This window comes from Sphingomonas sp. (genome assembly GCF_036388435.1).
GTDB lineage: Bacteria > Pseudomonadota > Alphaproteobacteria > Sphingomonadales > Sphingomonadaceae > Sphingomonas.
Genome location: NZ_DASVRV010000003.1, coordinates 131,587 through 156,583, shown reverse-complemented (window position 1 = coordinate 156,583; position 24,997 = coordinate 131,587). Strand labels below are relative to the sequence as shown.

At 68.5% G+C, this 24,997-nt stretch carries 22 protein-coding genes; 12 read left to right on the top strand and 10 right to left on the bottom strand.

The window, feature by feature from the left end; all coding sequences use genetic code 11:
- The 7 genes from VF592_RS01505 to VF592_RS01475 form a co-directional block, all read left to right on the top strand.
- A partial coding sequence (locus VF592_RS01505) for a MarR family winged helix-turn-helix transcriptional regulator (protein ID WP_331003827.1) occupies positions 1-376 on the top strand: 376 nt, incomplete at its 5' end.
- On the top strand, positions 373-2,676 hold the full coding sequence (locus VF592_RS01500; protein WP_331003826.1) for a TonB-dependent receptor: 2,304 nt from the start codon (positions 373-375) through the stop codon (positions 2,674-2,676). The genes VF592_RS01505 and VF592_RS01500, both read left to right, overlap by 4 nt.
- 44 nt (positions 2,677-2,720) lie before the next feature.
- Positions 2,721-4,028 (top strand): MFS transporter, encoded by a 1,308-nt coding sequence (locus tag VF592_RS01495; RefSeq protein WP_331003825.1) that lies wholly within the window; start codon positions 2,721-2,723, stop codon positions 4,026-4,028.
- Positions 4,029-4,077: 49 nt separating this feature from the next.
- On the top strand, positions 4,078-4,533 hold the full coding sequence (locus VF592_RS01490; protein ID WP_331003824.1) for a MarR family winged helix-turn-helix transcriptional regulator: 456 nt from the start codon (positions 4,078-4,080) through the stop codon (positions 4,531-4,533).
- An 83-nt stretch (positions 4,534-4,616) separates the two neighbouring features.
- Positions 4,617-6,041 carry an aldehyde dehydrogenase gene (locus VF592_RS01485; RefSeq protein ID WP_331003823.1) on the top strand — a complete coding sequence of 475 codons (1,425 nt, stop codon included), beginning with the start codon at positions 4,617-4,619 and terminating at the stop codon, positions 6,039-6,041.
- Positions 6,042-6,055: 14 nt separating this feature from the next.
- Complete coding sequence (locus VF592_RS01480; RefSeq protein WP_331003822.1) at positions 6,056-6,892, top strand: p-hydroxycinnamoyl CoA hydratase/lyase; 837 nt, start codon at positions 6,056-6,058, stop codon at positions 6,890-6,892.
- Positions 6,893-7,050: 158 nt separating this feature from the next.
- The gene (locus tag VF592_RS01475) at positions 7,051-9,141 is read left to right on the top strand and encodes an acetate--CoA ligase family protein (protein WP_331003821.1); all 2,091 of its coding nucleotides are present in this window, start codon (positions 7,051-7,053) and stop codon (positions 9,139-9,141) included.
- Here the strand turns inward: VF592_RS01475 and VF592_RS01470 are convergent.
- On the bottom strand, positions 9,099-10,205 hold the full coding sequence (locus VF592_RS01470) for an aromatic ring-hydroxylating dioxygenase subunit alpha (RefSeq protein ID WP_331003820.1): 1,107 nt from the start codon (positions 10,203-10,205) through the stop codon (positions 9,099-9,101). The two genes, VF592_RS01475 and VF592_RS01470, sit on opposite strands and share 43 nt — an antisense overlap.
- Positions 10,206-10,241: 36 nt before the next feature.
- A complete protein-coding gene (locus VF592_RS01465) occupies positions 10,242-10,694 on the bottom strand; it encodes a MarR family winged helix-turn-helix transcriptional regulator (protein WP_331003819.1) in 453 nt (150 codons plus the stop codon).
- Positions 10,695-10,806: 112 nt separating this feature from the next.
- Between VF592_RS01465 and VF592_RS01460 the strand changes: the two genes are divergently transcribed.
- Positions 10,807-12,519 carry an acyl-CoA dehydrogenase family protein gene (locus tag VF592_RS01460; protein ID WP_331003818.1) on the top strand — a complete coding sequence of 571 codons (1,713 nt, stop codon included), beginning with the start codon at positions 10,807-10,809 and terminating at the stop codon, positions 12,517-12,519.
- Between the two features lie 132 nt (positions 12,520-12,651).
- Positions 12,652-13,128, top strand: coding sequence for a helix-turn-helix domain-containing protein (locus VF592_RS01455; protein WP_331003817.1), 477 nt, complete (start codon positions 12,652-12,654; stop codon positions 13,126-13,128).
- Here VF592_RS01455 and VF592_RS01450 read toward each other — a convergent pair.
- From VF592_RS01450 to VF592_RS01435, 4 genes are read right to left on the bottom strand one after another with little or no spacing between them, the layout of a single operon-like run.
- The gene (locus tag VF592_RS01450) at positions 13,123-14,874 is read right to left on the bottom strand and encodes an AMP-binding protein (RefSeq protein WP_331003816.1); all 1,752 of its coding nucleotides are present in this window, start codon (positions 14,872-14,874) and stop codon (positions 13,123-13,125) included. The two genes, VF592_RS01455 and VF592_RS01450, sit on opposite strands and share 6 nt — an antisense overlap.
- A 4-nt stretch (positions 14,875-14,878) precedes the next feature.
- Positions 14,879-15,640: an SDR family NAD(P)-dependent oxidoreductase gene (locus tag VF592_RS01445; protein WP_331003815.1), complete on the bottom strand. Its 762-nt coding sequence runs from the start codon at positions 15,638-15,640 to the stop codon at positions 14,879-14,881.
- A gap of 18 nt (positions 15,641-15,658) precedes the next feature.
- Entirely contained in the window at positions 15,659-16,786 is a 1,128-nt protein-coding gene (locus tag VF592_RS01440; RefSeq protein ID WP_331003814.1) for an acyl-CoA dehydrogenase, read from the bottom strand.
- Between the two features lie 9 nt (positions 16,787-16,795).
- Positions 16,796-17,992, bottom strand: a complete 1,197-nt coding sequence (locus tag VF592_RS01435; protein ID WP_331003813.1) for an acyl-CoA dehydrogenase family protein — start codon at positions 17,990-17,992, stop codon at positions 16,796-16,798.
- Between the two features lie 174 nt (positions 17,993-18,166).
- Between VF592_RS01435 and VF592_RS01430 the strand changes: the two genes are divergently transcribed.
- Entirely contained in the window at positions 18,167-18,778 is a 612-nt protein-coding gene (locus VF592_RS01430) for a 2-hydroxychromene-2-carboxylate isomerase (RefSeq protein WP_331003812.1), read from the top strand.
- Here VF592_RS01430 and VF592_RS01425 read toward each other — a convergent pair.
- From VF592_RS01425 to VF592_RS01415, 3 genes are read right to left on the bottom strand one after another with little or no spacing between them, the layout of a single operon-like run.
- On the bottom strand, positions 18,768-19,670 hold the full coding sequence (locus VF592_RS01425) for a CoA ester lyase (RefSeq protein WP_331003811.1): 903 nt from the start codon (positions 19,668-19,670) through the stop codon (positions 18,768-18,770). The genes VF592_RS01430 and VF592_RS01425 overlap by 11 nt on opposite strands.
- On the bottom strand, positions 19,667-21,064 hold the full coding sequence (locus VF592_RS01420; RefSeq protein ID WP_331003810.1) for a UdgX family uracil-DNA binding protein: 1,398 nt from the start codon (positions 21,062-21,064) through the stop codon (positions 19,667-19,669). Before VF592_RS01420 ends, VF592_RS01425 begins: the two co-directional genes overlap by 4 nt.
- A gap of 1 nt (position 21,065) precedes the next feature.
- Complete coding sequence (locus VF592_RS01415) at positions 21,066-21,878, bottom strand: aldo/keto reductase (protein WP_331003809.1); 813 nt, start codon at positions 21,876-21,878, stop codon at positions 21,066-21,068.
- Between the two features lie 97 nt (positions 21,879-21,975).
- Between VF592_RS01415 and VF592_RS01410 the strand changes: the two genes are divergently transcribed.
- Positions 21,976-22,626, top strand: a complete 651-nt coding sequence (locus VF592_RS01410; protein WP_331003808.1) for a DedA family protein — start codon at positions 21,976-21,978, stop codon at positions 22,624-22,626.
- Here the strand turns inward: VF592_RS01410 and VF592_RS01405 are convergent.
- Entirely contained in the window at positions 22,592-24,022 is a 1,431-nt protein-coding gene (locus tag VF592_RS01405) for a hypothetical protein (RefSeq protein WP_331003807.1), read from the bottom strand. The two genes, VF592_RS01410 and VF592_RS01405, sit on opposite strands and share 35 nt — an antisense overlap.
- Positions 24,023-24,194: 172 nt before the next feature.
- Between VF592_RS01405 and VF592_RS01400 the strand changes: the two genes are divergently transcribed.
- Complete coding sequence (locus tag VF592_RS01400; RefSeq protein WP_331003806.1) at positions 24,195-24,992, top strand: methyl-accepting chemotaxis protein; 798 nt, start codon at positions 24,195-24,197, stop codon at positions 24,990-24,992.
- Positions 24,993-24,997: the final 5 nt, after the last annotated feature.

Genomic DNA, 24,997 nt, shown 5'->3' with positions numbered 1-24,997 from the left:
ACCCGGGCGGGGCACGGCGCTGGTCTATATCGATCTTCATCCCGGCTGCGATCAGGCGGCGCTGGGCCGCACGCTCGGCATCAACCGCGCCAGCACGATGGCGGCGGTGAACGCGCTTGTCGGCCTTGATGCTGTCGAGCGTCGCCCCGGTCGCGACAACCGCAGCAATGCGTTGCACCTGACCGACGAGGGTCGTCGTCTGGTCGCCGACATGATGCAGATCACCGCCGACCATGACGCACAGCTTTTTGGGGTCCTGACCGACGCGGAGCGCGCGGAACTGTTCCGCATCGTCGTGAAGGTGCGTGCTGCCCACAGCGCGAACACCGCGCGTGAAACCACGATAAGACGATCGAATCTCAGGAGGGTGAAATGAAGGCTTTGCTGTTGACGGGCGCCGCCATGATCGGGCTTTTACCAGCCGGTGTGGCGCAAGCGCAGGACGCGCCGCCCGCCGCCACTCCGATCGAGGTCACGCAGGATACCGATCCCGTGGACGGCAACGATATCCTCGTCACCGCGCGGCGCACCTCGGAACGATTGCAGGACGTGCCGATCGCGGTCACCGCGCTCAGCGGCGATGCCCTGACCGAGCGCAACGTCGCGAGCCTCGACGAGATCGCCAAATTCACGCCGAACATCCGCTTCGACGGCGCCGCCGCGCTGTCGGGCGGCAATTACAACGCCACCGTGTTCGTCCGCGGCGTCGGGCAGAACGACTTCGCGATCTTCAGCGATCCGGGGGTCGGCTTCTATGTCGACGACGTCTATTATGCCCGGTCGATCGGGGGCGTGCTGGATGCCGTCGACATCCAGAGCGTCCAGGTGCTGCGTGGGCCGCAGGGCACGTTGTTCGGCAAGAACACGATCGGCGGCGCGGTCCTCATCAACACCGGAACGCCCGAACTCGACGGCGTGTCGGGCCGGGTCGAGGGCACGTATGGCCGGTTCGACCGGATCGACGTCAAGGGCGCGGTGAACATCCCGATCGTCCCCGGCCTCGCCGCACTGCGGGTGTCCGCCGCCACGCTGAACCGCGACGGTTATGCGACGCGGCTGATCGACGGCGAGACGCAGGGCAACCGCTTCGCGCAGGTTGTCCGTGCCAAGCTGCGCATCCAGCCGGAGGGCAGCGGCCTGACGATCGACATCGGCGGCGATTACACCCGCGCGCGCGAGAATTCCGCGCCGCTCGATCTACTGGCGGTCGGCAACGTCCCGGGCATCACCGGCGTGCCCTTCCTCGTGAACTATAACCGCTTCGTCGCGCCTTCGCGCGGGATCATCGCGCCCAACGGACAGCCGACGCTGAACCCCAGCTTCATCACCGACAGCCCGTTCGAAACCTTCGCGACAGGCCCGAACGACAATGATCTCGATCTGTGGGGCGTCCAGGGCGTCATCGCCTATGAAATCGGCAGCGCCACGCTGAAGTCGATCACCGCCTATCGCGACATGAAGGCGTATTTCACGCGCGACGGTGACGCGTCGCCCTTCCTGTTCCGCCAGACCACCAACCGCGACAAGCAATGGCAGTTCAGCCAGGAGCTTCAGGTGACCGGCAAGATCCTGGACGACCGGTTGAGCTACGTGATCGGCGCGTTCTACTTCAAGGAGAAGGCGTCCGACATCGCCACCGCCGACATCGCGGTCGGGCTGCAGCCCCCGCTCGCAACCGCGGGGCCGTTCACGCCGGCGGTGTTCGTCCAGAACTATACCGACAATCGCAGCCTTGCCGCCTACGGCCAGATCGATTTCGAGATTCTGCCACGGCTGAGCCTGACCGTGGGTGCGCGCTATACCAGCGATAACAAGGTGTTCACCTCGATCAACGTGCGTCAGCGCGACCTTGTCGAGTTCGTCAATGTGACGAAGGAGGCGACCTTCAACAAGTTCACGCCGCGGCTCGGGATCAGCTACAAGGCCGCCGACGATGTGCTGCTCTACGGGTCATATTCCGTCGGCTTCAAGCAGGGCGGGTTCAACGGGCGTCCGCTCGCGAACGCCGAGGAGGTGACCCAATACGCCCCCGAGGAGCTCACCACCTACGAGGCGGGCATCAAGGCGCAGTGGCTCGACGGGCAGCTGACGACCAATCTCGCGGCGTTCCACTCTATTTACAAGGACATCCAGCTGACGGTGAACCAGACGCCGACCAACTTCGTCGCCAACGCCGCGTCGGGCGAGATCAACGGCATCGAGTTCGAGACGGTGATGCGCCCGGCACGCTGGATCAGCGTCAACGCGGGCCTGGGCTATCTCGACGCCAAATACACCTCGGTCGGCGAGGGGTTGGGGCCGACGCAGATCCTGCCGATCACGCTGGGCAGCCGCTTCGTCAAGGCGCCCGAGTGGACCGTCACCGCGGGCCTTGATCTCAGCCACGAGTTCGACGGCGGCAGCGAGGTGGCGTTCCGCCTGGACTATACGATGTACAGCCGCATCTTCCAGGATGTCGCCAATACGCCGATCATCACCGAACCAGGTTACGGCCTGCTCAATGCGCGACTGAGCTACACCTTGCCGAGCCGCGCGATCACGGTGGCGGTGTTCGGCACCAACCTGACCGATTCGCTCTATCTGGTATCGGGCAACATCTCGGGCGCGTTCGGTCTTGCCGAGGGCAGCTATGGTCGCCCGCGCGAATGGGGCGTCAGCGCGAGCTACAAATTCTAGCGCCCCGGCGCTAGACGGCGCCGCAAGTGACTGTTGGGAGCGACATGACCGCCACAGACCCGCGCTCGATCGTCGATGCGGCGCCCATGTCGCGCTTTCAATGGGGGATCGTCGCGACGATGATCGGCCTCAACGCGCTCGATGGATTCGACGTGCTGTCGATCAGTTTCGCGTCTCCGGGGATCGCCGCCGCCTGGGGGATCGATCGCGCGGCGCTCGGCTTCGTGTTGTCGATGGAATTGATCGGCATGGCGATCGGATCGCTGGTGCTGGGCGGCGTCGCGGATCGCATCGGGCGGCGCGCGACCATCCTGGGATGTCTGACCGTGATGGCCGGCGGGATGCTGGGGGCCTCGACCGCGGGTGACGTGACGACCCTGTCATTGTGGCGCGTGCTGACCGGGCTTGGCATCGGCGGCATGCTGGCGGCGACCAACGCGGCCGTCGCCGAAGCCGCCAATAGCCGTCGCCGGGCGCTTTGCGTCGTGCTGATGGCGGCCGGCTATCCGGTGGGCAGCGTGATCGGGGGGTCGATCTCGGCGGTTCTGCTCGCGCGCTACGACTGGCAGGCGGTGTTTGTGTTCGGCGGGATCGTGACGTTGTGCTTCATTCCGCTGGTTCTGTGGCGCGCGCCCGAATCGATCGCGTTCCTGATGCACCGGCGTCCGCCGGGCGCGCTGGCGCGGATCAACGCCATGCTGGCGCGAATGGGGCATCTGCCGGTCGATGCCCTGCCCGCGCCCGAGCCGAAAGCGGCCAAGGTGCCGCTGGTCGAACTCTTCTCACCCGCCTTCGTGCGGGTGACCGGGCTGCTTACCCTGGCGTATCTCACCCATATCATGACGTTCTATTTCATTCTGAAATGGATTCCCAAGATCGTCGTGGACATGGGCTTTCCCGCGCCGCTCGCCGCGGGCGTGCTCGTCTGGGCCAGCATCGGCGGCGCGAGCGGATCGCTGGTACTGGGTCTGCTCACCGCGCGGGTGCGGCTGATCGGGCTGACGATCGGCGCCATGCTGTTATCGACCGTCCTCGTGATCGCCTTCGGGCGGGACTGGAGCGATCTTGCCGCCCTGTCGCTGATCGCGGCCTGCGCGGGGTTCGCGACCAATGCCGCGGTCGTCGGCCTTTATGCGCTCATCGCGCAGAGCTTCCCGACCGGAGTCCGCGCGACCGCGACCGGGTTCGTCATCGGCATCGGGCGCGGCGGGTCCGCCCTGGCCCCCGCCCTGGCCGGTTTGCTGTTCGCCGCGGGCTACGGCCTGTCCACCGTCGCTATCCTGATGGCGTCGGGCTCGGCGATCGCGGCGGGCGCGCTGTTCGTGCTCGGACGGCGGACGAGGGTGACTTGAGGCGCGGCCTTGGACTGCCTAACGCCCGTCGCTTCAGGAGACTAGCGACGTGCAGGACGAACCGGAAATCGCGATTGCAGCGCTGGGCGTGCTCGATGAGCTGGTGGGCTACCACATGCGTCGCGCCTCGGCGGTTATCGGCAACGACTTTGCGCGCGCCATCGCGGGAACGGGCATGCGACAGGTGCTGTTCGGCATCTTGTCGGTCATCGCCGCCAATCCGGGTATCAATCAGGGCAATGTCGGTCGCGCGCTGGGCATTCAGCGCGCCAACATGGTGAGCCTTGTCAACGAGCTGGTCGATTCAGGCCTGGTGCTGCGGGAAACCGCCGCGGACGACCGCCGCGCCTTTGCGCTGACGTTGACGACGGCGGGCGAGGAGAAGGTCCGGCACACCTTGGGGCGCATCCGCGCCCATGAGGATCAGCTATTGTCCGGGCTGTCGACAGCCGAGCGCATTCAGCTGATCGATCTGCTCGCGCGGATCGAGGCGGCCGATGCCTGACGCGGAACGTGAACGCGACAAAAGAAACATTGCGCGCGCACACGCCATAAGTTATGCGGTACAACAATAACGGGAGAGGTTGCATGGCTACGCTTGCGCAAGCGCCGATCGGTCGGACCTTCGATCGCGTAAACCCCATCACCGGCGCTGTTGCGACGACCGCAGCCGCGGCGACCGTGGCGGATGCCAACGTCGCGGTGGAGGCGGCCGCCGCGGCGTTCCCCGCCTGGTCCGCGCTGGGGCCGAATGCCCGCCGCGCGGCGCTCAACAAGGCCGCCGACGCGCTCGCCGCGAGGGCCGACCAGTTCATCGAGGCGATGATGGGCGAAATCGGCGCGACCGAGGGCTGGGCGCGGTTCAACCTGATGCTCGCCGTCGGCATGGTGCGCGAGGCCGCATCGCTGACCACCCACATCGCGGGCGAGGTGATCCCGTCCGACAAGCCCGGCTGCATCGCGATGGCGCTGCGCGAGCCGGTCGGCGTGCTGCTGGGCATCGCACCGTGGAACGCACCGATCATCCTGGGCGTACGCGCCGTCGCCGCGCCGCTGGCGTGCGGCAATACCGTCGTGCTGAAGGCGAGCGAGCAATGTCCGCGCACCCATGCGCTTATCGGCGAAGCGTTCGACGAGGCGCTGCCCGCGGGCGCCGTGTCGATCGTCACCAACGCCCCCGCCGATGCCGCCGAGATCGTCGGCGCGTTGATCGATCATCCAGAAATCAAGCGCATCAACTTCACCGGTTCCACGTATGTGGGCAAGATCATCGCCCAGCGCGCGGCCGCGCATCTGAAACCGGTGTTGCTCGAACTCGGCGGCAAGGCCCCGCTGATCGTGCTCGAGGACGCCGACCTCGACGAAGCGGTGAAGGCCGCCGCGTTCGGCGCGTTCATGAACTCAGGCCAGATCTGCATGTCGACCGAGCGGATCATCGTCGTCGAGAGCGTTGCCGACGCCTTTGTCGAGAAGTTCGCGGCCAAGGTCGGCACGATGCCCGTCGGCGATCCGCGCGAGGGCAAGACGCCGCTCGGCGCGGTGGTCGACCAGAAGACCGTCGATCACGTCCGTTCGCTCATCGCCGATGCGGTCGGGTCCGGCGCGGTGCAGGTCAATGGCGGCGAGGCGGACGGGGTGCTGATGCCCGCGCACGTGATCGACAAGGTCACGCCCGACATGAAGCTGTTCCGCGAGGAAAGCTTCGGTCCCGTCGTAGGCGTGATCCGCGCACGCGACGAGGCGCACGCGATCGAGCTGGCCAACGACACCGATTACGGCCTGTCCGCGGCGGTCTTCACCCGCGACACGGCCCGCGGCCTTCGTGTCGCACGCAAGATCAAGTCCGGCATCTGCCACGTCAACGGCCCGACCGTGCACGACGAGGCGCAGATGCCCTTCGGCGGCACCAAGGCGTCGGGCTATGGCCGCTTCGGCGGCAAGGCCGGCATCGACGCCTTCACCGAGCTGCGCTGGATCACGATCGAGACCGAGCCAGGCCATTATCCGATCTAACTAGGGATATTCGCATGACCGAACTGAGCAGCAACGGCGTCGTCAGCTACCTCGTCGAAGACCGTATCGCGTGGGTGAACTTCAACCGTCCCGACAAGCGCAACTGCATGTCGCCGACGTTGAACCGCGACATGATGGAGGTGCTCGACCTTCTGGAATTCCGTGACGATGTCGGCGTGCTGGTGCTCTCGGGCGAAGGCACCGCGTTTTCGGCGGGCATGGACCTGAAGGAATATTTCCGCGAGACCGAGGCCAAGGGGCTGGGCGCCACGCGTCAGGCCCAGCGGGAGAGCTATGGCTGGTGGCGGCGGCTGCGCTGGTATCAGAAGCCGACGATCGCGATGGTCAACGGCTGGTGCTTCGGCGGCGGATACGGCCCGTTGTTCGCCTGCGACCTGGCATTCGCCGCGGACGAGGCGCAGTTCGGTCTGTCCGAGATCAACTGGGGCATCCTGCCGGGCGGCGGCGCGACCAAGGTCGCGGTCGAGCTGCTGCCGTTCCGCAAGGCAATGTACCATGCGATGATGGGCGAGAATGTCGACGGCAAGACCGCGGCGGAATGGGGCCTGGTCAATGAATCCCTCCCCCTCGCGCAGCTTAAGACCCGCGTGATGGATGTGGCCAAGGTGCTGCTCGCCAAGAACCCCGTCGCGCTGAAGGCGACCAAGGACGCGGTGCGCCGCGTGTCGGTGATGAGCTACGACGATGCCGAGGATTATCTGATCCGCGCGCAGGAAGCCGCCAACAGCTACGACAATCACGGCCGCAAGGAAGGCATCCGCCAGTTCATCGACGAGAAGTCGTACAAGCCGGGCCTGGGTGCGTACGACAAGGACAAGGCGGGGGTCTGACGTTCTAAAATCCTCCCCGCATGCGGGGAGGTGGCGCGCGTAGCGCGACGGAGGGGGCCGCCGCCGGCGGGTCGCGCGCGGCGATCCCCCCTCCACCAGCTTCGCTGGTCCCCCTCCCGGTCCCGGGGAGGATCGCAGATGCCGAACGGATGAAATTCATGCCCAAAGACCTATCCCGCCTGCTCACCCCGCGCTCGGTCGCGATCGTCGGTGCCTCCCCCACCCCGGGCGCCCTGGGCAAGTCGGTGCTCGACAATCTCGAACGCCACGGCTTTGCGGGCGACATCCACCTCATCAATCCCAAGCGCGACGCGATCGACGGCCGCCCGTGCCTGAAGTCGATCGAGGACCTGCCGCATGGCGTCGATGCTGCGGTGCTGGCGATCCCGGGGCCGGCAGTGCTCGCCGCGGTGCAGGCGCTTGCGGCGAAGGGCGTCGGCGCCGCGGTGATCTTTGCCGCCGGGTTCGCCGAGGGCGGCGAAGAAGGCCTGGCCGCGCAGGCGGAGGTGGCGCGGATCGCCGCGGATACCGGCATGGTCATCGAGGGGCCGAACTGCCTCGGCATGACGAACTATGTCGCGGGCGTGCCGCTGACCTTCGTCGGGACGCCCGCGCTGCAGCTCACCGGCAAGTCCTGCGTCGGCATCGTCAGCCAGTCGGGGGCGATGGCGGTGGTGCTGGGCACGACGCTGATGGCCAAGGATCTCGGCATTTCGATCTCGGTATCGACCGGTAACGAGGCGGCATCGGGCGTCGAGGATTATGTCGCGCACCTGATCGACGAGCCGAACACCAAAGCGATCGGCATGATCGTCGAGCAGTTCCGCAAGCCGGCACAATTTCTGGAGCTCGCGGCCCGCGCCAGGGCGGCGGACAAGACGATCGTCCTCCTCCATCCCGGAACGTCGAGCGCGGCGCGTGAGTCCGCCGCGACGCACACCGGCGCGATGGCGGGCGACTGGCAGCTGATGAAGACCAAGGTGACGCGCGCGGGCGTGATCCTGGTCGAGAGCCTGGAGGAACTCGGCGACGTGCTCGACATCGTGGCGCGCGCGCAGCCGGTGCGTGCCGGCGGAACGGCGGTGCTGACCGAATCGGGTGCGTTCAAGGCGCTGTCGCTGGACCTTGCCGAGCGCATCGGCCTGACGTTGCCCGCGATCACCGGCGACACCGAGGCGACGATGCGCGCGAGCATCCCGGATTTCATCCCCGTGTCGAACCCGATGGACCTGACCGCCCAGGCGCTGGTCGATCCGGATCTGTATCGCCGCACGCTGGCGCCGTTGCTGGCCGATGCGGGCTTCGCCGCGGTCGTTCTCGGCATCATCCAGACCGATCCGGCGACCGCGGCGCGCAAGTTTCCGCCGATCACCGACGCGGTGCGTGCGCTCTCGCCCGACAAGCCGGTGATCTTCGCCGGACTCGACGACGGAGCGGTCGTCCCGGCCGATTATATCGCCGATCTGCGCGGGGCCGGTGTTCCCTATTTCCCCTCCCCCGACCGCGCCTTCCGCGCGCTGCGCCGGCTGATTGCCGCCGCCGGGCGCGACGACGCGGCGGCCGATGCCGCGCCGGTGACGGTCGATGTGCCGAGCGGCGTCATCCCCGAATATCGGGCCAAGCAGTTGCTCGCGCCGCTCGGCATTCCCTTTCCCAGGGGCGGGTTCGCCGCGACGCTGGACGAGGCGCGGAGCGTCGCGGCCGCGATCGGTTACCCGGTCGTGCTGAAGGCGCAGGCCGCCGCGCTCAGTCACAAGAGCGACGCAGGCGGCGTGATCCTGAACATCGCCGACGATGCCGCGCTCGCCGCCGCCTGGGGCCGGCTGTACGACAATGTCGCCGCCTATGACGCCGCGATCACGCTCGACGGCGGGCTGATCGAGGCGATGGGCGCCCGCGGGGTCGAACTGATCGTGGGTGCGAAGAGCGATCCCGAATGGGGTCCGGTGATCCTGGTCGGTTTCGGCGGGGTTCAGGCCGAGTTGCTCCACGACGTGCGGCTGCTGCCGCCCGATCTGACCCACGACGCGATCGTCGCCGAACTGCGCCAGTTAAAGAGCGGCGCGCTGCTCGACGGGTTTCGCGGTTCGCCCGCGCTTGACGTCGATGCCGTCGCCGGGATCATCGCCGGATTGGGCCGATTGCTGCTCGGCACCCCCGCGATCCGCGAGATCGATCTCAATCCGGTCGTCGTCTATCCCAAGGGTCAGGGCGCGGTGGCGCTCGACGCGTTGATCCTGACGGGGTGAGCGTTGACCGAGGTTTCAGCCGCGATGGCCTTGTCGATCATCATCCGTGACCGCGCGCCGCCCGCATCGATGTTGAGCAGCAGCAGCCGCCGGCCCGGATAGTCGAGCAGATTGCGTTGCTGGCGTTCGAGCATCTCCAGATCCTCGCTGAAGATCTTATGCTGGCCGGCGCGGATGCTGTCGGTCAGGGCGGTGTCGGTCACCGCGAACCGTCGCGCCATGCCCCAGAAATAATGGTGCGAGGTCGCGGTTTCGGGCGTCATGAAATCGACGACGATGCTCGATGCCTTGACCGCGTCGGGCGCATCGTAACCGCCCTGCCCCGCCAGCGCGACGCCAACCTCGATCATTACGTGCGCGGGCATGCTGAAGCGACAGATCTGCCAGCGATCGACGACCTGGTCATCGGGGAGACCCGCGCCGCGCAGCGCCATCTGCCAAAAAGGGGGCGGCCGAACGCCGTCCATGATGCGGCTGGTCACCACCTCATCGGCGGTCGCGCGCGTCCGGACGGGAGCCTCGTCGATCTCCTTCTGGCCGATGCTCGATGCATGGACATAGGTTTCGTGCGTCAGATCCATCAGATTGTCGATCATCAGGCGATAGTCGCAGGCGATGTGGAAACGCCCGCCGCCGAACGCCCAGTCGGGGCTCTCGGCCCATTCGAGGTGAGGCAGGCTGGCGGCGTCGGCCAGCGCCGGATCGCCCGGCCAGACCCAGACGAAACCGTAACGCTCCACGACCGGAAAGCTGCGGATCGGCGGAAACCCGCCGACGCGCTGGCCCGGCATGTTCGCGACCCGACCCGAACACTGCGCGGCAAGGCCGTGATAGCCGCACACCAACGTGCCGTCGCGGACGAACCCCAGCGACAGCGGCGCGCCGCGATGCGGACAGAAATCCTCCAGCGCACCGATCGCGCCGTCCTGACCGCGGAAGAACACCATCGGCTGGTCGCAGATACGCCGGCCGAGCGGCTTGCCGTCGATCTCGTCGGGGGTGCAGGCGACGTACCAGGCGTTGACCGGCCACGGCATGTTTGCGTCGGCAATCGCGTTTTCCATCCACCACTCCCGGGTTGCGCGTCATTGGTTGATATATCAACTATCGTCCAGCTTGCGCGCATTGTCCAGCACGCGCGTCAGCAGGCCGTGCAGCGTGCCGGTCTCCGCCGCCGAAAAGCCGTCGAGCAGTCCCTGCTCGCGGGACAAAGCGACCTCGATCATGCGGTCGTGCAGCGCGGTGCCCGTGTCGGTCAGGAACAGCGCGCGCCGGCGTCGGTCGCCGTCATCGCCTTGCCCCTCGACGAAGCCGCCCGCCACCAGCGTCGCGACCGCGCGGCTGACCGCGGCCTTGTCGAGCGCGCTGGCGGTACAGATCGCGGTCGCGGTCATGCCCGGGCGGCTCTTCAGATTGGCCAGCACGCGCCACTCGGTGACGCCCATGCCGAAGCGCGGCAGATAGGTGCGTGACGCGCCGCTCGACACGGCGTTTGCCGCCGCGACCAGAATGAAGGGGAGGTAGCGGTCGAAGTCGATGTGCTTGCCGGCCATGGCCGCGCGCTACCAACGCGCGCGGTGATCGGCAATTCGGGCGAACCTGCTTTGTTATAGTGGATAGCCTTTTCGCGTGCGCTGCGCCGGGTATCCGCATAGTATCGGACCCATGAGAGCCCCGCTGCCACCGCCCGACATCGACCTGATCGCCGCGCAGATCGAGGTCGCGCCCGCGATCGATCGTGTGCGCGCGCTCAATCCCGGCTTCGCCGCCGCCGACCCCGACACGGTCGCGGCGATCTTGGAAGAAGCCGCGAAGTTCGCGCACGTCCAGCTTGCACCGCTGAACGATGTAGGCGACCGGGTCGGATGCGAGATCGTCGACGGGCGCGTGCGTACCGCGCCGGGCCACCGGGCGGCATGGGCAAGCTATGTCGAGGGGGGCTGGCCTGCCCTCGATCATCCCGAAGCCGATGGCGGACAGGGTCTGCCGCTGGTGGTAGCGATGGCGGTGCAGGAGGTGATGGACCGGTCCTGTTCGGGGTTCGGGATGCTGCCGGTGCCGCAGCGTTCCGCCGCCAAACTGATCGCGGCGCATGGCGATGAGGAACTGCAACGCGAATGGCTGTCCCGGCTGGTTTCGGGCGAGTGGGGCGCGACGATCTGCATCTCGGAGCCAGGGGCCGGATCGGACGTGATGCGGCTCCGGACGAGCGCGCGACGGTTCGACGAACGCCGCTTCGCCATCACCGGCGAGAAGATCTGGATCTCCTATGGCGATCATGACCTGACGCCGCGGATCGGCCATTGCCTGCTCGCCCGCACCCCCGGGGTGGACGGGCTCAGCCTGTTCCTCGTGCCCGACACGATCGCGGACGCCGACGGGACGACGCGGCGCAACACCGTCTTCGTGCGACGCGTGGAGGAAAAGCTCGGGCTTCACGTCTCGCCGACCTGCGCCATGGGGTTCGAGGAGGCCGAGGGCTGGCTGATCGGCACGGAGGGGCGCGGGCTGGCGCAGATGTTCGTGATGATCACCAACATGCGGCTGTCGGTCGGCGCGCAGGGGCTCGGCATCGCGGCGGGCGCCGCGGACGCCGCGACCAGCTACGCGGCCGAACGCTTGCAGGGCGGTGGGGGCGACGCGCCGGTCGCGATCATAGACCATCCCGACGTGCAGCGGATGGTGGCGGGCATGCACGCCCGGGTCGAGATGTTGCGCGGACTGGTGCTGGCGATCGCCACCCATGCCGATCTCGCGCGCTACGAGCCCGACCATGCGCTGCGCGAGGATGCGGCGGCGCTGACCCAGTGGCTGCTGCCGATCGTGAAGACGACCGGCGGCGAATATGCCTCGGCCGTGGCCGACGAGGCGATCCAGATATTCGGCGGTGCGGGCTATACGCGCGACTGGCCGGTCGAACAGGCGCTGCGCGATGCGCGCGTGCTGACGATCTACGAGGGCACGACCGGAATCCAGGCGCTCGACCTGCTCCATCGTCGCCTGCGCCGCGGCGACCGGCGGGGTTATCGCTGCTTCCTGGCCGCGGCCCGCGCGGCGGAGGCACGCTGTCCCGCCGCCGTCGCCGCCCCGTTCGGGCGGTGTCTCGACCTGCTCGAAGAGGCCGTAGCCGAGATGATCGCGGCATCCGCGGCGGAGGCCGAGATCGGCGCGACGGCTCTGCTCCACCTGGCGGCACTCGCGGCGACCGGCTGGATCGCGGCGCGGTTCGCGACGCTGGCGGGCGAGACCGCGCAGCAGGAGCGGCTAGCGGCGCTGGGCGCGCACTGGCTGGCCGACATCGACGCGCGCGCCATGACGTTCGTCGGTGCACTGCGCGCGCCGCACCTCGATCGCGCGATGCACGCGATCCGCGGGTGAATCTTCGCACGCTCACATGGCGGACGGGCGGTGCGGTGGCTTCCGGCGTCGAGCGCTGCTAAGGTTCTATTTACGAACTGACGGAGCCGGTGATCGATGCAGTGGAACGCCATTGGGGAACAGGACTGCTCGATGGCGCGGACATTGGCCGTCATCGGCGATCGCTGGACCCTGCTGATCCTGCGTGAATGTTTCCTGCGCGTACGGCGGTTCGACGATTTTCAGGAACGGCTGGGTATCGGTCGGCCCATCCTGACCGATCGTCTGCGCAAGCTGGTCGACAACTTCGTGCTGACCAAGGTCGCCTATCAGCAGAACCCGACCCGGTACGAATATCGCCTGACGCCCAAGGGTCTCGACCTCTACCCCGTCGTGCTGTCGATCGTGCACTGGGGCGATGTGCACCTCTCGGGGCGCAAGGGGCGGCCGGTGGTCCACGAACATGTCGCGTGCGGGCACGTCTTCGATCCCGTCACGACCTGTTCCGCCTGCGCCGAGGCGCTCGACCCGCGCGACGTGCTGGTGCTGCCCGGGCCGGGCCTGCGCGATGCGCGGCGGCTGCCACGCGAACGCGGCGCTGCCGCGAAATCACCGGTCAGCCAGTCATAACCAAGCGGGTGCCTCGTACAGCCGTGCCACCAGTTCGGCACGGTTGGCGAGGACGGCGCGCTGGTTGACATAGCCCTTGTCGGTGAGTTCGCCGTCGGCCATCGACGGCGGTGCGTCGACCAGGAGATAGCCCGCGACCCGCCGCGTCGCGCCGGGGTTCGCCGCATTGTACGCCGCCAGGTCGCGCGCGATGCCGGCGTGCACTTGCTCGGGATGATTCCCGCCCGCGGGCCACACCAACAGCCGCACATCGTCGCGGTCGTGCCCGGCCACGACCAGTTCGGCGACGCCCGGCGCGGCGGCGAGGACCGCCGCGCGCAGTTCGCCCGTCAGCACCCAGCTGCCGTTCGACAGCTTGAAATTCTCGCTCAGCCGCCCGGCGAAGCGGAGGCCCTGCCGCGGATCGAGGGGGTCGAAGAACTGGACGGCGTCGCCGACCGCGTAGAAGCCTTCTTCATCGAACGCCTGCCGCGTCAGATCGGGGCGATCGAGATAGCCGGGAAACACGTTGGGGCCCCGCACCCGGATCTCGTAGCGGTCGTCGAACGGCACCAGCTTCACCTCGCAACCCGGAAAGGGCAGCCCGATCTCGCCCTTGCCTTCGCTCGGCCAGTGCGTGCTGGCGATGCCGGGTCCGGTCTCGGTCGTGCCATAGCCGGCGACGAACGCCACCGGCTCGCCGGTCGTGCGGATCGCCAGCGCCTGCATCCGATCGAAGGTGTCGCCGGTCAGGCTCGCGCCGGCGAAGGCGATGCGCTCGACCCGCTCGAAGAAGCGCGTGCGCAGCGCGTCGTCCGCCTCCATCGCCGCGACCAGCATCTGGAAGCCCACCGGTACGTTCTGGACCACGGTGGTGGCGATCTCGGTCAGGTTGCGCACCGTCTCGTCGAACAGGCCGGGCATCGGGCGCCCGCCGTCGATGTACATCGCGCCGCCGTCGCGCAGGATGGAGTGCAGCGTGCTGTTGCCACCCAACGTGTGATGCCAGGGCATCCAGTCGACCGTGACGGGCGGCGCATCGACCGGAAACACGAGGCCTGCGGCACGGACGGCGCTGCACAGCATCCCTTGCGTGTTGGGCACGCCCTTGGGCGATCCGGTCGAGCCCGAGGTGAAGAGGATCTTGGCCACCGTCGCGCCGGTCGCGGCGGCATAGGCGCGATCGGCGTCGGCATGGCCCGCGACGCGCTCGATATCGGCCAGCCGCTCCGCCGCGTCCGTCGGCTCCACCGTGATCCAGGGTAGCCCGGCGAGTTCCGGCATCGCGCGCACATCGCCCAGCGCCGCGGCCGATTGCGCGAAGATCATGCCGGGCTTCAGGATCGCGACGACCTCGGCGAGGCGCCGTCGTCCGCCCGCGCTGGCGCTGTACGCGGGGGAGATCGGCGCGACGGGCACGCCGGCGATCATCGCGCCGAAGGTCATCAGCGCATGTTCGATCGAGTTGCCGGTCAGGATCGCGAGCGGACGATCGGGGCCGAGCCCGCGATCGAGCAGCGCCTGCGCGATTCCGCGGGCACGCGCCCAAGCCTCCGCGTAACGCAGGTGCCGCCACGCGCCTGTGCCGTCGCGCTGCGCCAGGAACGTCCGGTCGGGCGCCTCGCTCGCCCAGCGTTCGAGATAGGCGCAGATGTGACGCTCGCAGCCGTCGAGCGGGATCGGCGAGCGCATCACGATCGTGCCGTCCGCGCGGTAGCCGACCTCGACGGCGCGAGGGGCGAAGCACGAGCGTGCGGAAGCGGTCACAGGCTCACCATTTCTCGCCGAAGGGGCGGATTTCCTGCTCGAAGGTCCAGGCGTCGATCGGCTGCTGGTGGAGCGCCCAATAGGTTTCGGCGACCGCCTCGGGCCGCATCAGCTGTCCCGGCTGGATGTTGTCGGCCGCGGCGTCGCCGGCGCGCTCGCGGATGCGCTCGCGTACCCAGGCGGTGTCGACGCCGGCGTCGATGACGAGATGCGCGACGTGGATGCCCTGCGGCCCCAATTCGCGCGCCGCCGCCTGCGCCACCGCGCGCAGGCCGAACTTGGCGCTGGCGAACGCCGCATAGCCGGTGCCGCCGCGAAGGCCCGCGGTCGCGCCGGTGAAGAAGATCGATCCCTTGCCCCGCGCCAGCATGTGCCGCGCCGCCTCGCGCCCGGCCAGGAAGCCGGCGAAGCAGGCCATCTCCCAGACCTTGCGGAAGACGCGCGCGGTGGTCTCGACCAGCGGGAAGTTGACGTTCGCGCCGATGTTGAACACGCACACCTCGAGGGGCGCGTGCGCCTCCGCCTCGGCGAGGAAGGCGATCATCTGATCCTCGTCGCGCGCGTCGAGCGAACGGGCCACCACGCGGCCGCCCGCCGCCTCGATCTCCAGCCTGAGCGGTTCCAGCTTCTCGGCCTGCCGCCGCCCGATGAAGACGGTGTAGCCTTCGGCGGCGAAGCGCTTGGCGATCGCCGCGCCGATGAAGTCGCCCGCGCCGATGATCGCCGCGGTCGCGTTGCGCTGGCCGTTCTCGTCATTCGCCATCATCGTTTTCCTTATTCGGAGTCAGGCCGCGCGGCTGAGCGCGGCGTAGCGGGCGAGGTGGTGATCCTCGTCGCCCAGCTGGTGGTCGATCATCATCAGCCGCTTGGCGAAATGCGTCATCGGCAGCTCCCAGGTCATGCCGATGCCGCCATGAAGCTGGATCGCTTCCTCGGCGACCAGCGTGCCGGTCCGCCCGATCGTGTATTTGGCCGCCGACAGCATGCGCTCGCGCGCGGTCGCCGGGCCGTCGAGCGCGGCGGCGGCGTTGATGACCGCCGATCGCGCCTGCTCGATCTCGATCAGCAGCGCGGCCATGCGGTGCTGGAGCGCCTGGTTGCGCCCGATCGCCTCGCCGAACTGCACGCGGGTGCGCAGATAGTCGAGCGTCGCGTCGCGCACGACCGCCATCGCGCCCAGCGCTTCCGCGCAGAGCGCGACGAGACCGGCGGCCACGGCGTCCGCGAGCGCGTCGGCGGCTTCCCCCTCGGCGCCGACCAGCGCAGCGGCCGGCAGCGCCACGCCCTCGATCAGCACTTCCGCCGCGCGACCGCCGTCCACGCACGGGTATCCGCGCACGGTGAGGCCCGCGGCGTCGGCGGGCACGAGGAACAGCGACACACCCTCGCGGTCGCCGACGTCCCCCGATGTCCTGACGGAAACCAGCAGCGACGTCGCGCCTTCTTCATCGGCGATCACCGATTTGGCGCCGGTGAGCAGCCAGCCCTCGCCGTCCCGCTCGGCGCGGGTGGCGACATGGTCGAGGTCGTAGCCGGCGTCGCCTTCCTGATGCGCAAAGGCGATCACCGCAGTGCCCGTGATCAGCGCCTCGATCTCCCCGGCGCGTCCACCCGCCGCCGCCATGACGCGTCCCGCCAGCAGCGTCGACAGGAACGGTGCGGGCACCAGACCGGCGCCGAGCGCCTCGAAGACGACCATGATGTCGAACCCGGCGCCGCCGAAGCCGCCATCGTCGGGCGCGAACAGCGCGCCGATCACGCCCAGCTCGGCGAAGCGCGTCCATAGTTCGGGGTCGTATCCCGGCGCCGATCTCGCGGCGGCCGCGCGCGCGAGCGGATCGGCGTGGCCCGCGACGAAGCGGCCCAGCGTGTCGGCCAGCATCCGCCGATCGTCGGTGTGGTTGAAGTCCATGCGGCGGTCCTAGAGCTGGAGGATCATCTTGGAGATGATGTTCTTCTGGATCTCGTTCGATCCGCCGAAGATCGAGAGCTTGCGCAGGTTGAGATAGTGCGGCGTCACCGCGGCGGCATCGGGCGGGCCGACCGGTTCGCCGTTGAAGCCGTCCTCCAGCGCCTCGGGCAGGAAGGGCTGCGCGAACGGCCCGAGCGCGCGACGCGCGATCGCACTGATCTCCTGCCGCAACTCGGTGCCCTTCACCTTGAGCATCGAGCTTTCCGCGCCCGGCGCCCCGCCGCCGGCCACCGCGGCGACGACGCGCAGCGCGGTGGTCGAGAGGTTGCCGAGTTCGATCTCGGCACGGGCGATGCGGGCGGCGAACAGCGGATCGTCGAGCAGCGGCCGGCCACCGCGCCGTTGTTTCGCCGCCAGCGACTTCAGCCACGCCAGCGCCGCGGTGGAACTGCCGACCGCGGCCATGCTCGTCCGCTCATAGGTCAGGAGATATTTGGCGTAGGTCCAGCCACGATCCTCCTCGCCGACCAGATTGGCGGTGGGCACCCGCACGTCGGTGAAGAAGATCTCGTTCACCTCATGCTCGCCGTCGAGCGTGATGATCGGACGGACCTCGACCCCTGGCGAGGTCATGTCGATCAGCAGGAACGAGATGCCCTCCTGCCGCCGGCCGGTGTCGTTGGTGCGGACGAGCGCGAAGATCATGTTCGCGTGCTGGCCCAGCGTCGTCCACGTCTTCTGGCCGTTGACGACATAATCGTCGCCGTCCCGCACCGCGCGGGTCTTGAGCGCCGCGAGATCGGACCCGGCGCCCGGCTCGGAATAGCCCTGGCACCACCAGTCGGAGCCATCGAGCATGCGCGGCAGCCAGTGACGCTTCTGGTCCTCGCTGCCATATTTCAGCAGCACCGGCGCCAGCATGTTGAAGCCGAACGCGACCGGGCGCGGTGCGTTGGCGAGCGAGGATTCGAGGTCGAAGATATAGCGTTCGACCGCAGACCATCCGGTTCCGCCCCATTCGACCGGCCAGTGCGGCACGAGCCAGCCGCGCTGCGCGAGGACCGCCTGCCAGGCCTCCTGCTCGTCCTTGGTGAGGCTGTGGCCCAGCCGGACGCGATCGGCGAGGTTCGCGGGCAGCGATTCCGCGTAGAAGCCGCGAACCTCATCGCGGAACGCTTCCTCGTCGGGCGTAAAACTCAGGTCCACCTGCAAGCTCCTCTCCGCCGTCGCTGCGGCCGGATCGATTGTCGGTTCGGATGTAGAACTTACCGGGGCTCGTTCGTCAAGGCTAGGGGAAGCCCTATGGCCCGGATCGCTTGACCACTCTGATCCGGTGAGTAGGATATCCGAACCCACTTCAAGGGTCGATGGAGAGCCTGGATGCCAGATATATCGTTCTATTTCGACGTCGGCAGTCCGAACGCCTTCCTGTGCCACCGCGTGATCCCCGCGATCGAGGCGCGGACGGGCGCGACGTTCACCTATGTGCCGATCCTGCTGGGTGGGCTGTTCAAGCTGACCGGCAACCAATCGCCCGCGACCGCCTTTGCCGCGATCAAGAACAAGCCCGACTATGAACGCCTCGAGATGCAGCGGTTCATCACCCGGCACGCCGTCACCGATTTCCGCATGAACCCGCATTTCCCGATTAACACGCTCTTGCTGATGCGCGGCGCCATAGCGGCTCAGCAACTTGGTGTGTTCGACCCCTATCTGGACCGCGTCTTCGACGACATGTGGGCGCGCGGGCTCGACATGGGGCAGCCCGAACTCGTCGCACGATCGCTCGGCGAGGCGGGCCTGCCGGTCGAGCAGCTGTTCGCGCTGGCGCAGACGCCAGAGGTGAAACAGCGCCTGCTCGACAATACCCAGGTGGCGTTCGAGAAGGGCGCGTTCGGCAGTCCCAGCTTTCTGGTCGGTGACGACCTGTATTTCGGCAAGGATCGGCTGCGCGACGTGGAGGAGGCGATCATGGCGTCGTCTACCGCATGACCGCGGCGCCGCCGAGGCCGCGGGTAAGGCTCAGGTCGTGAGCTCGATCCTCACCGGCGGCACCATTTTCCGGTAATCGGGCGAGCGCCAGCACCCGCTGTGCTTCCTCCAGGTGCAGCCGCTCGACCATCCGTCCATTCACCCTGATCGCGCCGCGTTCCTGGTGCTCGGCCAGGTCGAACGCGGCGACGATCCGCTCGGCCCAGGCGACCTCCTCGGCGTCCGGGGTGAACACGCTGTTAGCGGGCGCAATCTGACTGGGGTGGATCAGCGTCTTGCCGTCGAAGCCGAAGCGGAGCCCCTGCCGGCACTCCATCTCCACCGCCGCCGGATCGTCGATGACGTTCGATACCCCGTCCAGCGCCACCGCCCCGCCCGCCCGCGCCGCCACGACGATCTGCGCCAGCAGCGGCAGCAGCGGCGCGCGGTCGACGCCCGGCCGGCACCGCATCTCCTTGGCCAGGTCGTTCGTCCCGGCGACCAGCACCGCCGGCCCCGCCTCGACGATCGCGCGCAGGTCGAGCATCGCCCGGCACGTCTCGATCATCGCCCATAACGGCACGTCGATCCGGCTCCGCGCCGCGGCCAGCACGTCCGGCCCCGAGACCTTGGGCAGCAGCACCGCGTCGACCGGTACGCCCGCCAGCGCCGCGAGGTCGTCCGCCCCCCAAGCGCCGTCGAGGCCGTTGACCCGCACCACCAGCTCGCGCCCGCCGAACCCGCCCTCGCGCGCGGCCGCCACCGCCGCTGCCCGCGCTTCCCGCTTCGCCTCGGGCGCGACCGCGTCCTCCAGATCAAGGATGACCACGTCGCAGGCCAGCCCGCGCGCCTTGGCGATGGCGCGCGGGTTCGACGCGGGCAGGAACAGCGCGCTGCGGCGGGGGCGGATCATGCGGCGGCCAGCGCGGCATGCGCCTGTTTCAGGTCTTCCACGAAGCGCCCATATTCGACCTGCGCCAGCGCCGGATCGGGCAGCCGCAGCAGATAGCTCGGATGCACGGTGATCCACGCCTCGCCCCCGTCGGGCAGCGTCATGGCACGCCCCCGCGAGGCGCCGATCGTCATCGTCTTGCCGAACAGCGACCGCGCCGCCGTCGCCCCAAGCGCCACCGTCACCCTGGGGCGCAGCAGCATCCGTTCCTGCTCGATCCACCAGCGGCACGCGTTGATCTCGCCCGTATCGGGCTTGGCGTGGATGCGCCGTTTGCCGCGCTGCTCGAACTTGAAATGCTTCACCGAATTGGTGACATAGGCTTCCTCGCGGGTGATCCCGGCCTCGGCCAACGCGCGGTTGAACATCTGCCCCGCCGGCCCGACGAACGGTCGCCCCGCCAAATCCTCCTGGTCGCCCGGCTGCTCGCCGACGAACATCATCGTCGCGGCGACGGGTCCCTCGCCGAACACCGTCTGCGTCGCGCATTTGTACAGGTGGCAGCGCGTGCAGCCGCGCGCCTCGTCGCGCAGCGCTTCCCAGGCCGCCTGCGCGTTGTCGCCAATCTCCGCCGTCCGCGCCGTCTCGATCATCCCGCTCTCCCGTGCCTGGGCCCCGGCCAGCAGCTCGGGGACGAGCGCGGTTTCGGGCATGTTCTTCCAATATTTGCGCGGCATCTCGCGCAGCATCGCGCCCACCTTGACCCGCGCCGGGTTGAAGATCGATCGGTAATAGGTCTTCCATACCTCCTCGATCGGATCGCCCGCCGGCGCATCGCCACGCTCGGCGCCCGGCCCCTCCGACAGCGTGGTCCCGTCCCAATGGATCGAAACCTCGGGCGTCAGGATCGACCAGCGCATCGACGCGAAGCGGTTGACGAAAAAGGCCGCATTGCCGCGCACGATGTGATGCTCGGGCTCGAAAAAGGCGACATAGCGCGACCCCTCGTCATCGGAGACCTCGCGGAAGCGGACGAATGCGCGCATCTTGTGAACGTCGCGCCGGACCGACTTGGCGATCGTGTCGAGGCGGCGGACCAGCGGATCGGCCGCGTCCTCCATCAGTTTCGGCTCGCGCCGCAGCCGGTCGAGCGCGGCATAGAGCAGCGCGAACCGCTCGGGATCGCGCGCCTGGACGACGGTGCGCGCGACATCCAGAAACGCGCGCGGAACGGAGAAGCCGGGGCTCGGCGCGGCCGCTGGCGGCGGGTCGGGTGTTCCGGCGAACAGGTCGGCCGGCACGTCGCCGACCTGCCACACCACCGCATCGGGCGGCACCCCCTCCGCCGCCAGCCCGCGAGCGGCATCGCGCCAGCCCTCGAAATCGTCCGGCTCGGCGAGCGCCGCGACGCGCATGTCAGAAGGTCCGGGGGTCCGGTCCGATCCGCCCGCCCGGATCGTCGAGCGCGTCGATCGCCGCACGCTCCGCCTCGTCGAGCGTCAGGTCGAGGGCCGCGAAATTGTCGCTCATATGGTCGGGGTCCGCCGCCTTGGGAATCACCGACAACCCGTGCGCCAGATGCCAGGCCAGGATCACCTGGGCGGCGCTGCGCCCATGCTTCTCCGCGATGGCGGTCACTACGGGCGCGCGCAATATGTCGCCGCCCTGCCCCAGCGGGCTCCAGCTCTGCGTCACGATGCCGTGCGCGTCGTGATAGGCGCGCGCGTCGCGCTGCTGCCAGCGCGGGTGCAGCTCGATCTGGTTGACCGCGGGCGTGACCCCCGTCGCCGCGACGATCGCGTCGAGGTGCTCGGGCAGGAAGTTCGACACGCCGATCGACCGCGCCAGCCCCGCCTCGCGCAGGCGGACCAGCGCCTCCCATGCCTCGACATAGCGGCCCTCGCCCGGCACCGGCCAGTGGACCAGGTACAGATCGACCGCCTCGACGCCCAGCAGCGCCAGGCTCTCGTCCAGCGCGGCGGCCGCGTCGCCGTGCCGGTCGTTCCACAATTTGGTCGTCAGGAACGCATCGGTGTCGCGCATCCCCTCCCCGACCCCACGCTCGTTGTGATAAAGCGCCGCCGTGTCGACCAGCCGGTAACCCAGGTCCAGCCCGCGCCGCACGATGCCGGGGGCCTGGGCGTCGGGGATCTGATAGGTGCCCAGCCCCAAGCGGGGCATGGTCCGGCCGTCGTTGAGCGTTAGATCGGAAAGCGTGGAATCGGTCATGCTCGTCCAACCGCCCGCGTCCGCGCGCGGTTCCGCCGGCGCTTCCGCCAATGCTTCCGGTTGACGCCCGCCCGGCACTGCCCCAATCGGCCGGCCCATGTTCGAAAAGATCATCACCATCCTCGCCACCTTCACCGTGGGCGTGATCTCCGCCGGCGGTTATTGGGGCATCGTCCTCCTCATGGCGATCGAGAGCGCATGCATCCCGCTCCCGTCGGAGATCATCATGCCCTTCGCCGGCTATCTCGTCTCGACGGGGCGGTTCGACATCTATCTCGCCGCCACGGCGGGCGCGCTGGGGTGCAATCTCGGCTCCATCGTCGCCTACGAGGCGGGCAAGCGCGGCGGGCGGCCTTTCGTGGAGCGCTGGGGCCGCTATGTCCTGATCGGGCCCGACGAGCTCGACACCGCCGACCGCTTCTTCGCGCGCTGGGGCTCCCTCGCCGTGCTGGTCGGGCGGCTGCTGCCCGTCATCCGCACCTTCATCGCCTTTCCCGCCGGGGTCGCGCGCATGAAGCTCGTGCCGTTCCACATCTACACCTTTGTCGGCTCCTGGCCCTTTTGCTTCGCGCTCGCCTGGATCGGACGCGAGCTGGGGGAGAAGTGGAACAGCGATCCCCGCCTGAAAGCCGCCTTCCACCAGGCCGACCTCGCTATCGGCCTCGTTCTCGTCGCGGCCGCCGGGCTCTATATCTGGCACCGGGTGAACGGGATCAGGAAGGCGCGCGTTCCGACATCGCCCGACTGATCAGCCAGCCGAGCAGCGGCCCGGCGACCACTAGGTACAACGCCAGCCCGGCCCAGCTCGACCAGCCCCACCAGCTGCTCGGTACGGTGAACATCTGCCCGCGCGCGAGCCTCAGGTCCCACACGACCTGCTTGAGCGGATATTTGAAATCGGGCGGGGCCATCACGTCCCCCGCCGCGATCATCAGGTTGATCGCGATCGACAGCGCGAGCAGGGCGGTCACGAACGCCCGCTCCGCTCTGGTGTCGAGCGCCGCCCAGTAGACGCCCAACCCGATCGCGAGCAGCCCCGCTACCGGCATCGCGTGGCGCGGCCCCGTCGAATTGCCGCCGTCCCAGTAGAAATAAGACGCATTGACCAGCAGCACGACCATCGCTGCGACCGCCAGCGCGGTGGCGAGCCCGCGCGTCGCCCGCTCCCGCCACATCTGCGTCAGTCCGATCGGCGCGAACAGCAGCACCGGCGCGACCCATAGCAGCCCGCGCCGCGGCCCGACCGTGATCTCGCCTAATACGCCGAGCGAGGGCGCGGTGAGCCCGAAAAACCCCTGGTTCATCCCCTCCCAACCGACCACGCCCTGATAGCCCAGCCGGAACACCGTCCCGAACGCGACCAGATTATAGACCGCCAACGGCACCAGCGCCGCGACGCCCCCCGCCACCGCCGACCCGATCAGCCGCCATCGCTCCGGCCGCGGCCAGGCCCGCGCCAGCGCCCAGGCGCCGATTACGGATCCCGCGAGCACCGCCTGATACTCGACCACGACCGCCCAGCCGAGCGCCGCCCCGGCGAGCAGCGCCAGTCCGGGCCGGGCACGTGCGTCCCGGGTTCCCCGCCAGATTGCCCAGACGGCGATGACATACAGTGCCGCGACGCTCGCATGGCCGAACAGCGTCGTCGACCAGCCCCAGATCGGCGATCCGAGCGCATAGGCCAGGCTGGCGGCCAGTGCAGCCCCGGCCCGGCCCGTCAGCCCGAGCACGAGGTCGAACAACAGCACCGCCGCGACCGCCGTCAGCACCGCCGGTCCGGTCGCGGTCGCCGCCCATTGCCGCGCCAGCATGAACCGGCCGAATGTCGGATCGCCCTGGCGCAACGGTATCGCCGCCGATCGCACCCCCGTGGCCGCGGTCACCGCCGCCACGGCGGGCAGCGCCATCAGCGTCATGCCCGGTGCCTTGTCGAGATAGAAATGGTCGCCGAACCGCGCGAAATCGATCGTCAACGGCGCGAACTCGTCGATCGTCGCGTTGCCGTCCTCGATCAGGCTCACCGCCGCGAACAACCGCGTCGCGTTGTTGGGATTGCCCTCCCAGGACCCGAACCAAGCGCAGGACAACCAGACGAGCAGGAACAGCCCGAGCCGGAATGGTCGCGTGGTCGCGCCGATGGTCATCGCCGAATGCCGAAAATCATGGTTCGGCGCTTAGCTCCGTTACGAGTCCCGTCCAACCGATCCGCCCCGCAAGTTGCGACGCGCCCATGGGCCATCTTCCCGAACGCGACGATTGATGGTAACCAAGACTACTGGGTACGGGGCTCCGCCACGGAACGGGCGGGGTCTGGCGATGACGGTGCATAGAAGCAACGGGTTTCCGATTCCGTCCGACGAGGTGCTCCGCCTCGAGGTGATGGCCGGGTTCGATCTGTTCGAAACGCCGCCGGAACGCGAATTCGACCAGATCACGCGGCTTGCCGCCGAGCTGATGGATGTGCCGATCTGCCTGATCTCGCTTGTGGGCGAGCATGAGCAATGGCTGAAATCGCATCATGGGCTGGACGTTCAATCCACGCCGCGCGACACGTCCTTTTGCGCGCATACGATCACGGGTGACGACCTCTTCATCGTCCATGACGCGAGCGAGGATTCACGGTTCCGTGCCAATCCCCTGGTCACGGGTCCACCCTTCATCCGCTTCTACGCAGGAGCGCCGCTGATCACGAGCGAGGGCGCACATCTCGGCGCGCTGTGCCTGATCGACACCAGGCCGCGCGAACTGGCGGCGGAGCAGCGCCGATTGCTGGGGCGCCTGGGCGACATCGTCAGCCACCGGTTCGACCAGCGCCGGGCGCAACGCCGTTCCGCCGGCGCCGACAGGAAAGAGGTCGCCGACCTGTCGCGCGAGCGCGGCGACCTGTTGGCCCAGCTCGCCATCGACCGGCAGGCCCGCTCCGACGTCACCTCGATCGTCGCGTTCATCGATCCCCTGGCGGAGCGCCTGCGGATGCTCGCGCTCAACGCCTCGATCGAATCGGCGCGCGCCGGGGTTCCGGGTCGGGGCTTCTCCGTAGTGGCCAATGAAGTGAAGAACATCGCCGACGACATGCGCGAGGCGATCCGCCGCGCCGAGGATCTGCTCAGTTAGGTCCC

What these genes read in the sequence shown, in the direction of transcription:
- VF592_RS01500 (WP_331003826.1), top strand. Translation starts at nt 373, where the DNA reads ATGAAGGCTTTGCTGTTGACGGGCGCCGCCATGATCGGGCTTTTACCA.
- VF592_RS01495 (WP_331003825.1), top strand. Translation starts at nt 2,721, where the DNA reads ATGACCGCCACAGACCCGCGCTCGATCGTCGATGCGGCGCCCATGTCG.
- VF592_RS01485 (WP_331003823.1), top strand. Translation starts at nt 4,617, where the DNA reads ATGGCTACGCTTGCGCAAGCGCCGATCGGTCGGACCTTCGATCGCGTA.
- VF592_RS01480 (WP_331003822.1), top strand. Translation starts at nt 6,056, where the DNA reads ATGACCGAACTGAGCAGCAACGGCGTCGTCAGCTACCTCGTCGAAGAC.
- VF592_RS01475 (WP_331003821.1), top strand. Translation starts at nt 7,051, where the DNA reads ATGCCCAAAGACCTATCCCGCCTGCTCACCCCGCGCTCGGTCGCGATC.
- VF592_RS01470 (WP_331003820.1), bottom strand. Translation starts at nt 10,205, where the DNA reads ATGGAAAACGCGATTGCCGACGCAAACATGCCGTGGCCGGTCAACGCC.
- VF592_RS01465 (WP_331003819.1), bottom strand. Translation starts at nt 10,694, where the DNA reads ATGGCCGGCAAGCACATCGACTTCGACCGCTACCTCCCCTTCATTCTG.
- VF592_RS01460 (WP_331003818.1), top strand. Translation starts at nt 10,807, where the DNA reads ATGAGAGCCCCGCTGCCACCGCCCGACATCGACCTGATCGCCGCGCAG.
- VF592_RS01455 (WP_331003817.1), top strand. Translation starts at nt 12,652, where the DNA reads ATGGCGCGGACATTGGCCGTCATCGGCGATCGCTGGACCCTGCTGATC.
- VF592_RS01445 (WP_331003815.1), bottom strand. Translation starts at nt 15,640, where the DNA reads ATGATGGCGAATGACGAGAACGGCCAGCGCAACGCGACCGCGGCGATC.
- VF592_RS01440 (WP_331003814.1), bottom strand. Translation starts at nt 16,786, where the DNA reads ATGGACTTCAACCACACCGACGATCGGCGGATGCTGGCCGACACGCTG.
- VF592_RS01430 (WP_331003812.1), top strand. Translation starts at nt 18,167, where the DNA reads ATGCCAGATATATCGTTCTATTTCGACGTCGGCAGTCCGAACGCCTTC.
- VF592_RS01425 (WP_331003811.1), bottom strand. Translation starts at nt 19,670, where the DNA reads ATGATCCGCCCCCGCCGCAGCGCGCTGTTCCTGCCCGCGTCGAACCCG.
- VF592_RS01420 (WP_331003810.1), bottom strand. Translation starts at nt 21,064, where the DNA reads ATGCGCGTCGCGGCGCTCGCCGAGCCGGACGATTTCGAGGGCTGGCGC.
- VF592_RS01415 (WP_331003809.1), bottom strand. Translation starts at nt 21,878, where the DNA reads ATGACCGATTCCACGCTTTCCGATCTAACGCTCAACGACGGCCGGACC.
- VF592_RS01410 (WP_331003808.1), top strand. Translation starts at nt 21,976, where the DNA reads ATGTTCGAAAAGATCATCACCATCCTCGCCACCTTCACCGTGGGCGTG.
- VF592_RS01405 (WP_331003807.1), bottom strand. Translation starts at nt 24,022, where the DNA reads ATGACCATCGGCGCGACCACGCGACCATTCCGGCTCGGGCTGTTCCTG.
- VF592_RS01400 (WP_331003806.1), top strand. Translation starts at nt 24,195, where the DNA reads ATGACGGTGCATAGAAGCAACGGGTTTCCGATTCCGTCCGACGAGGTG.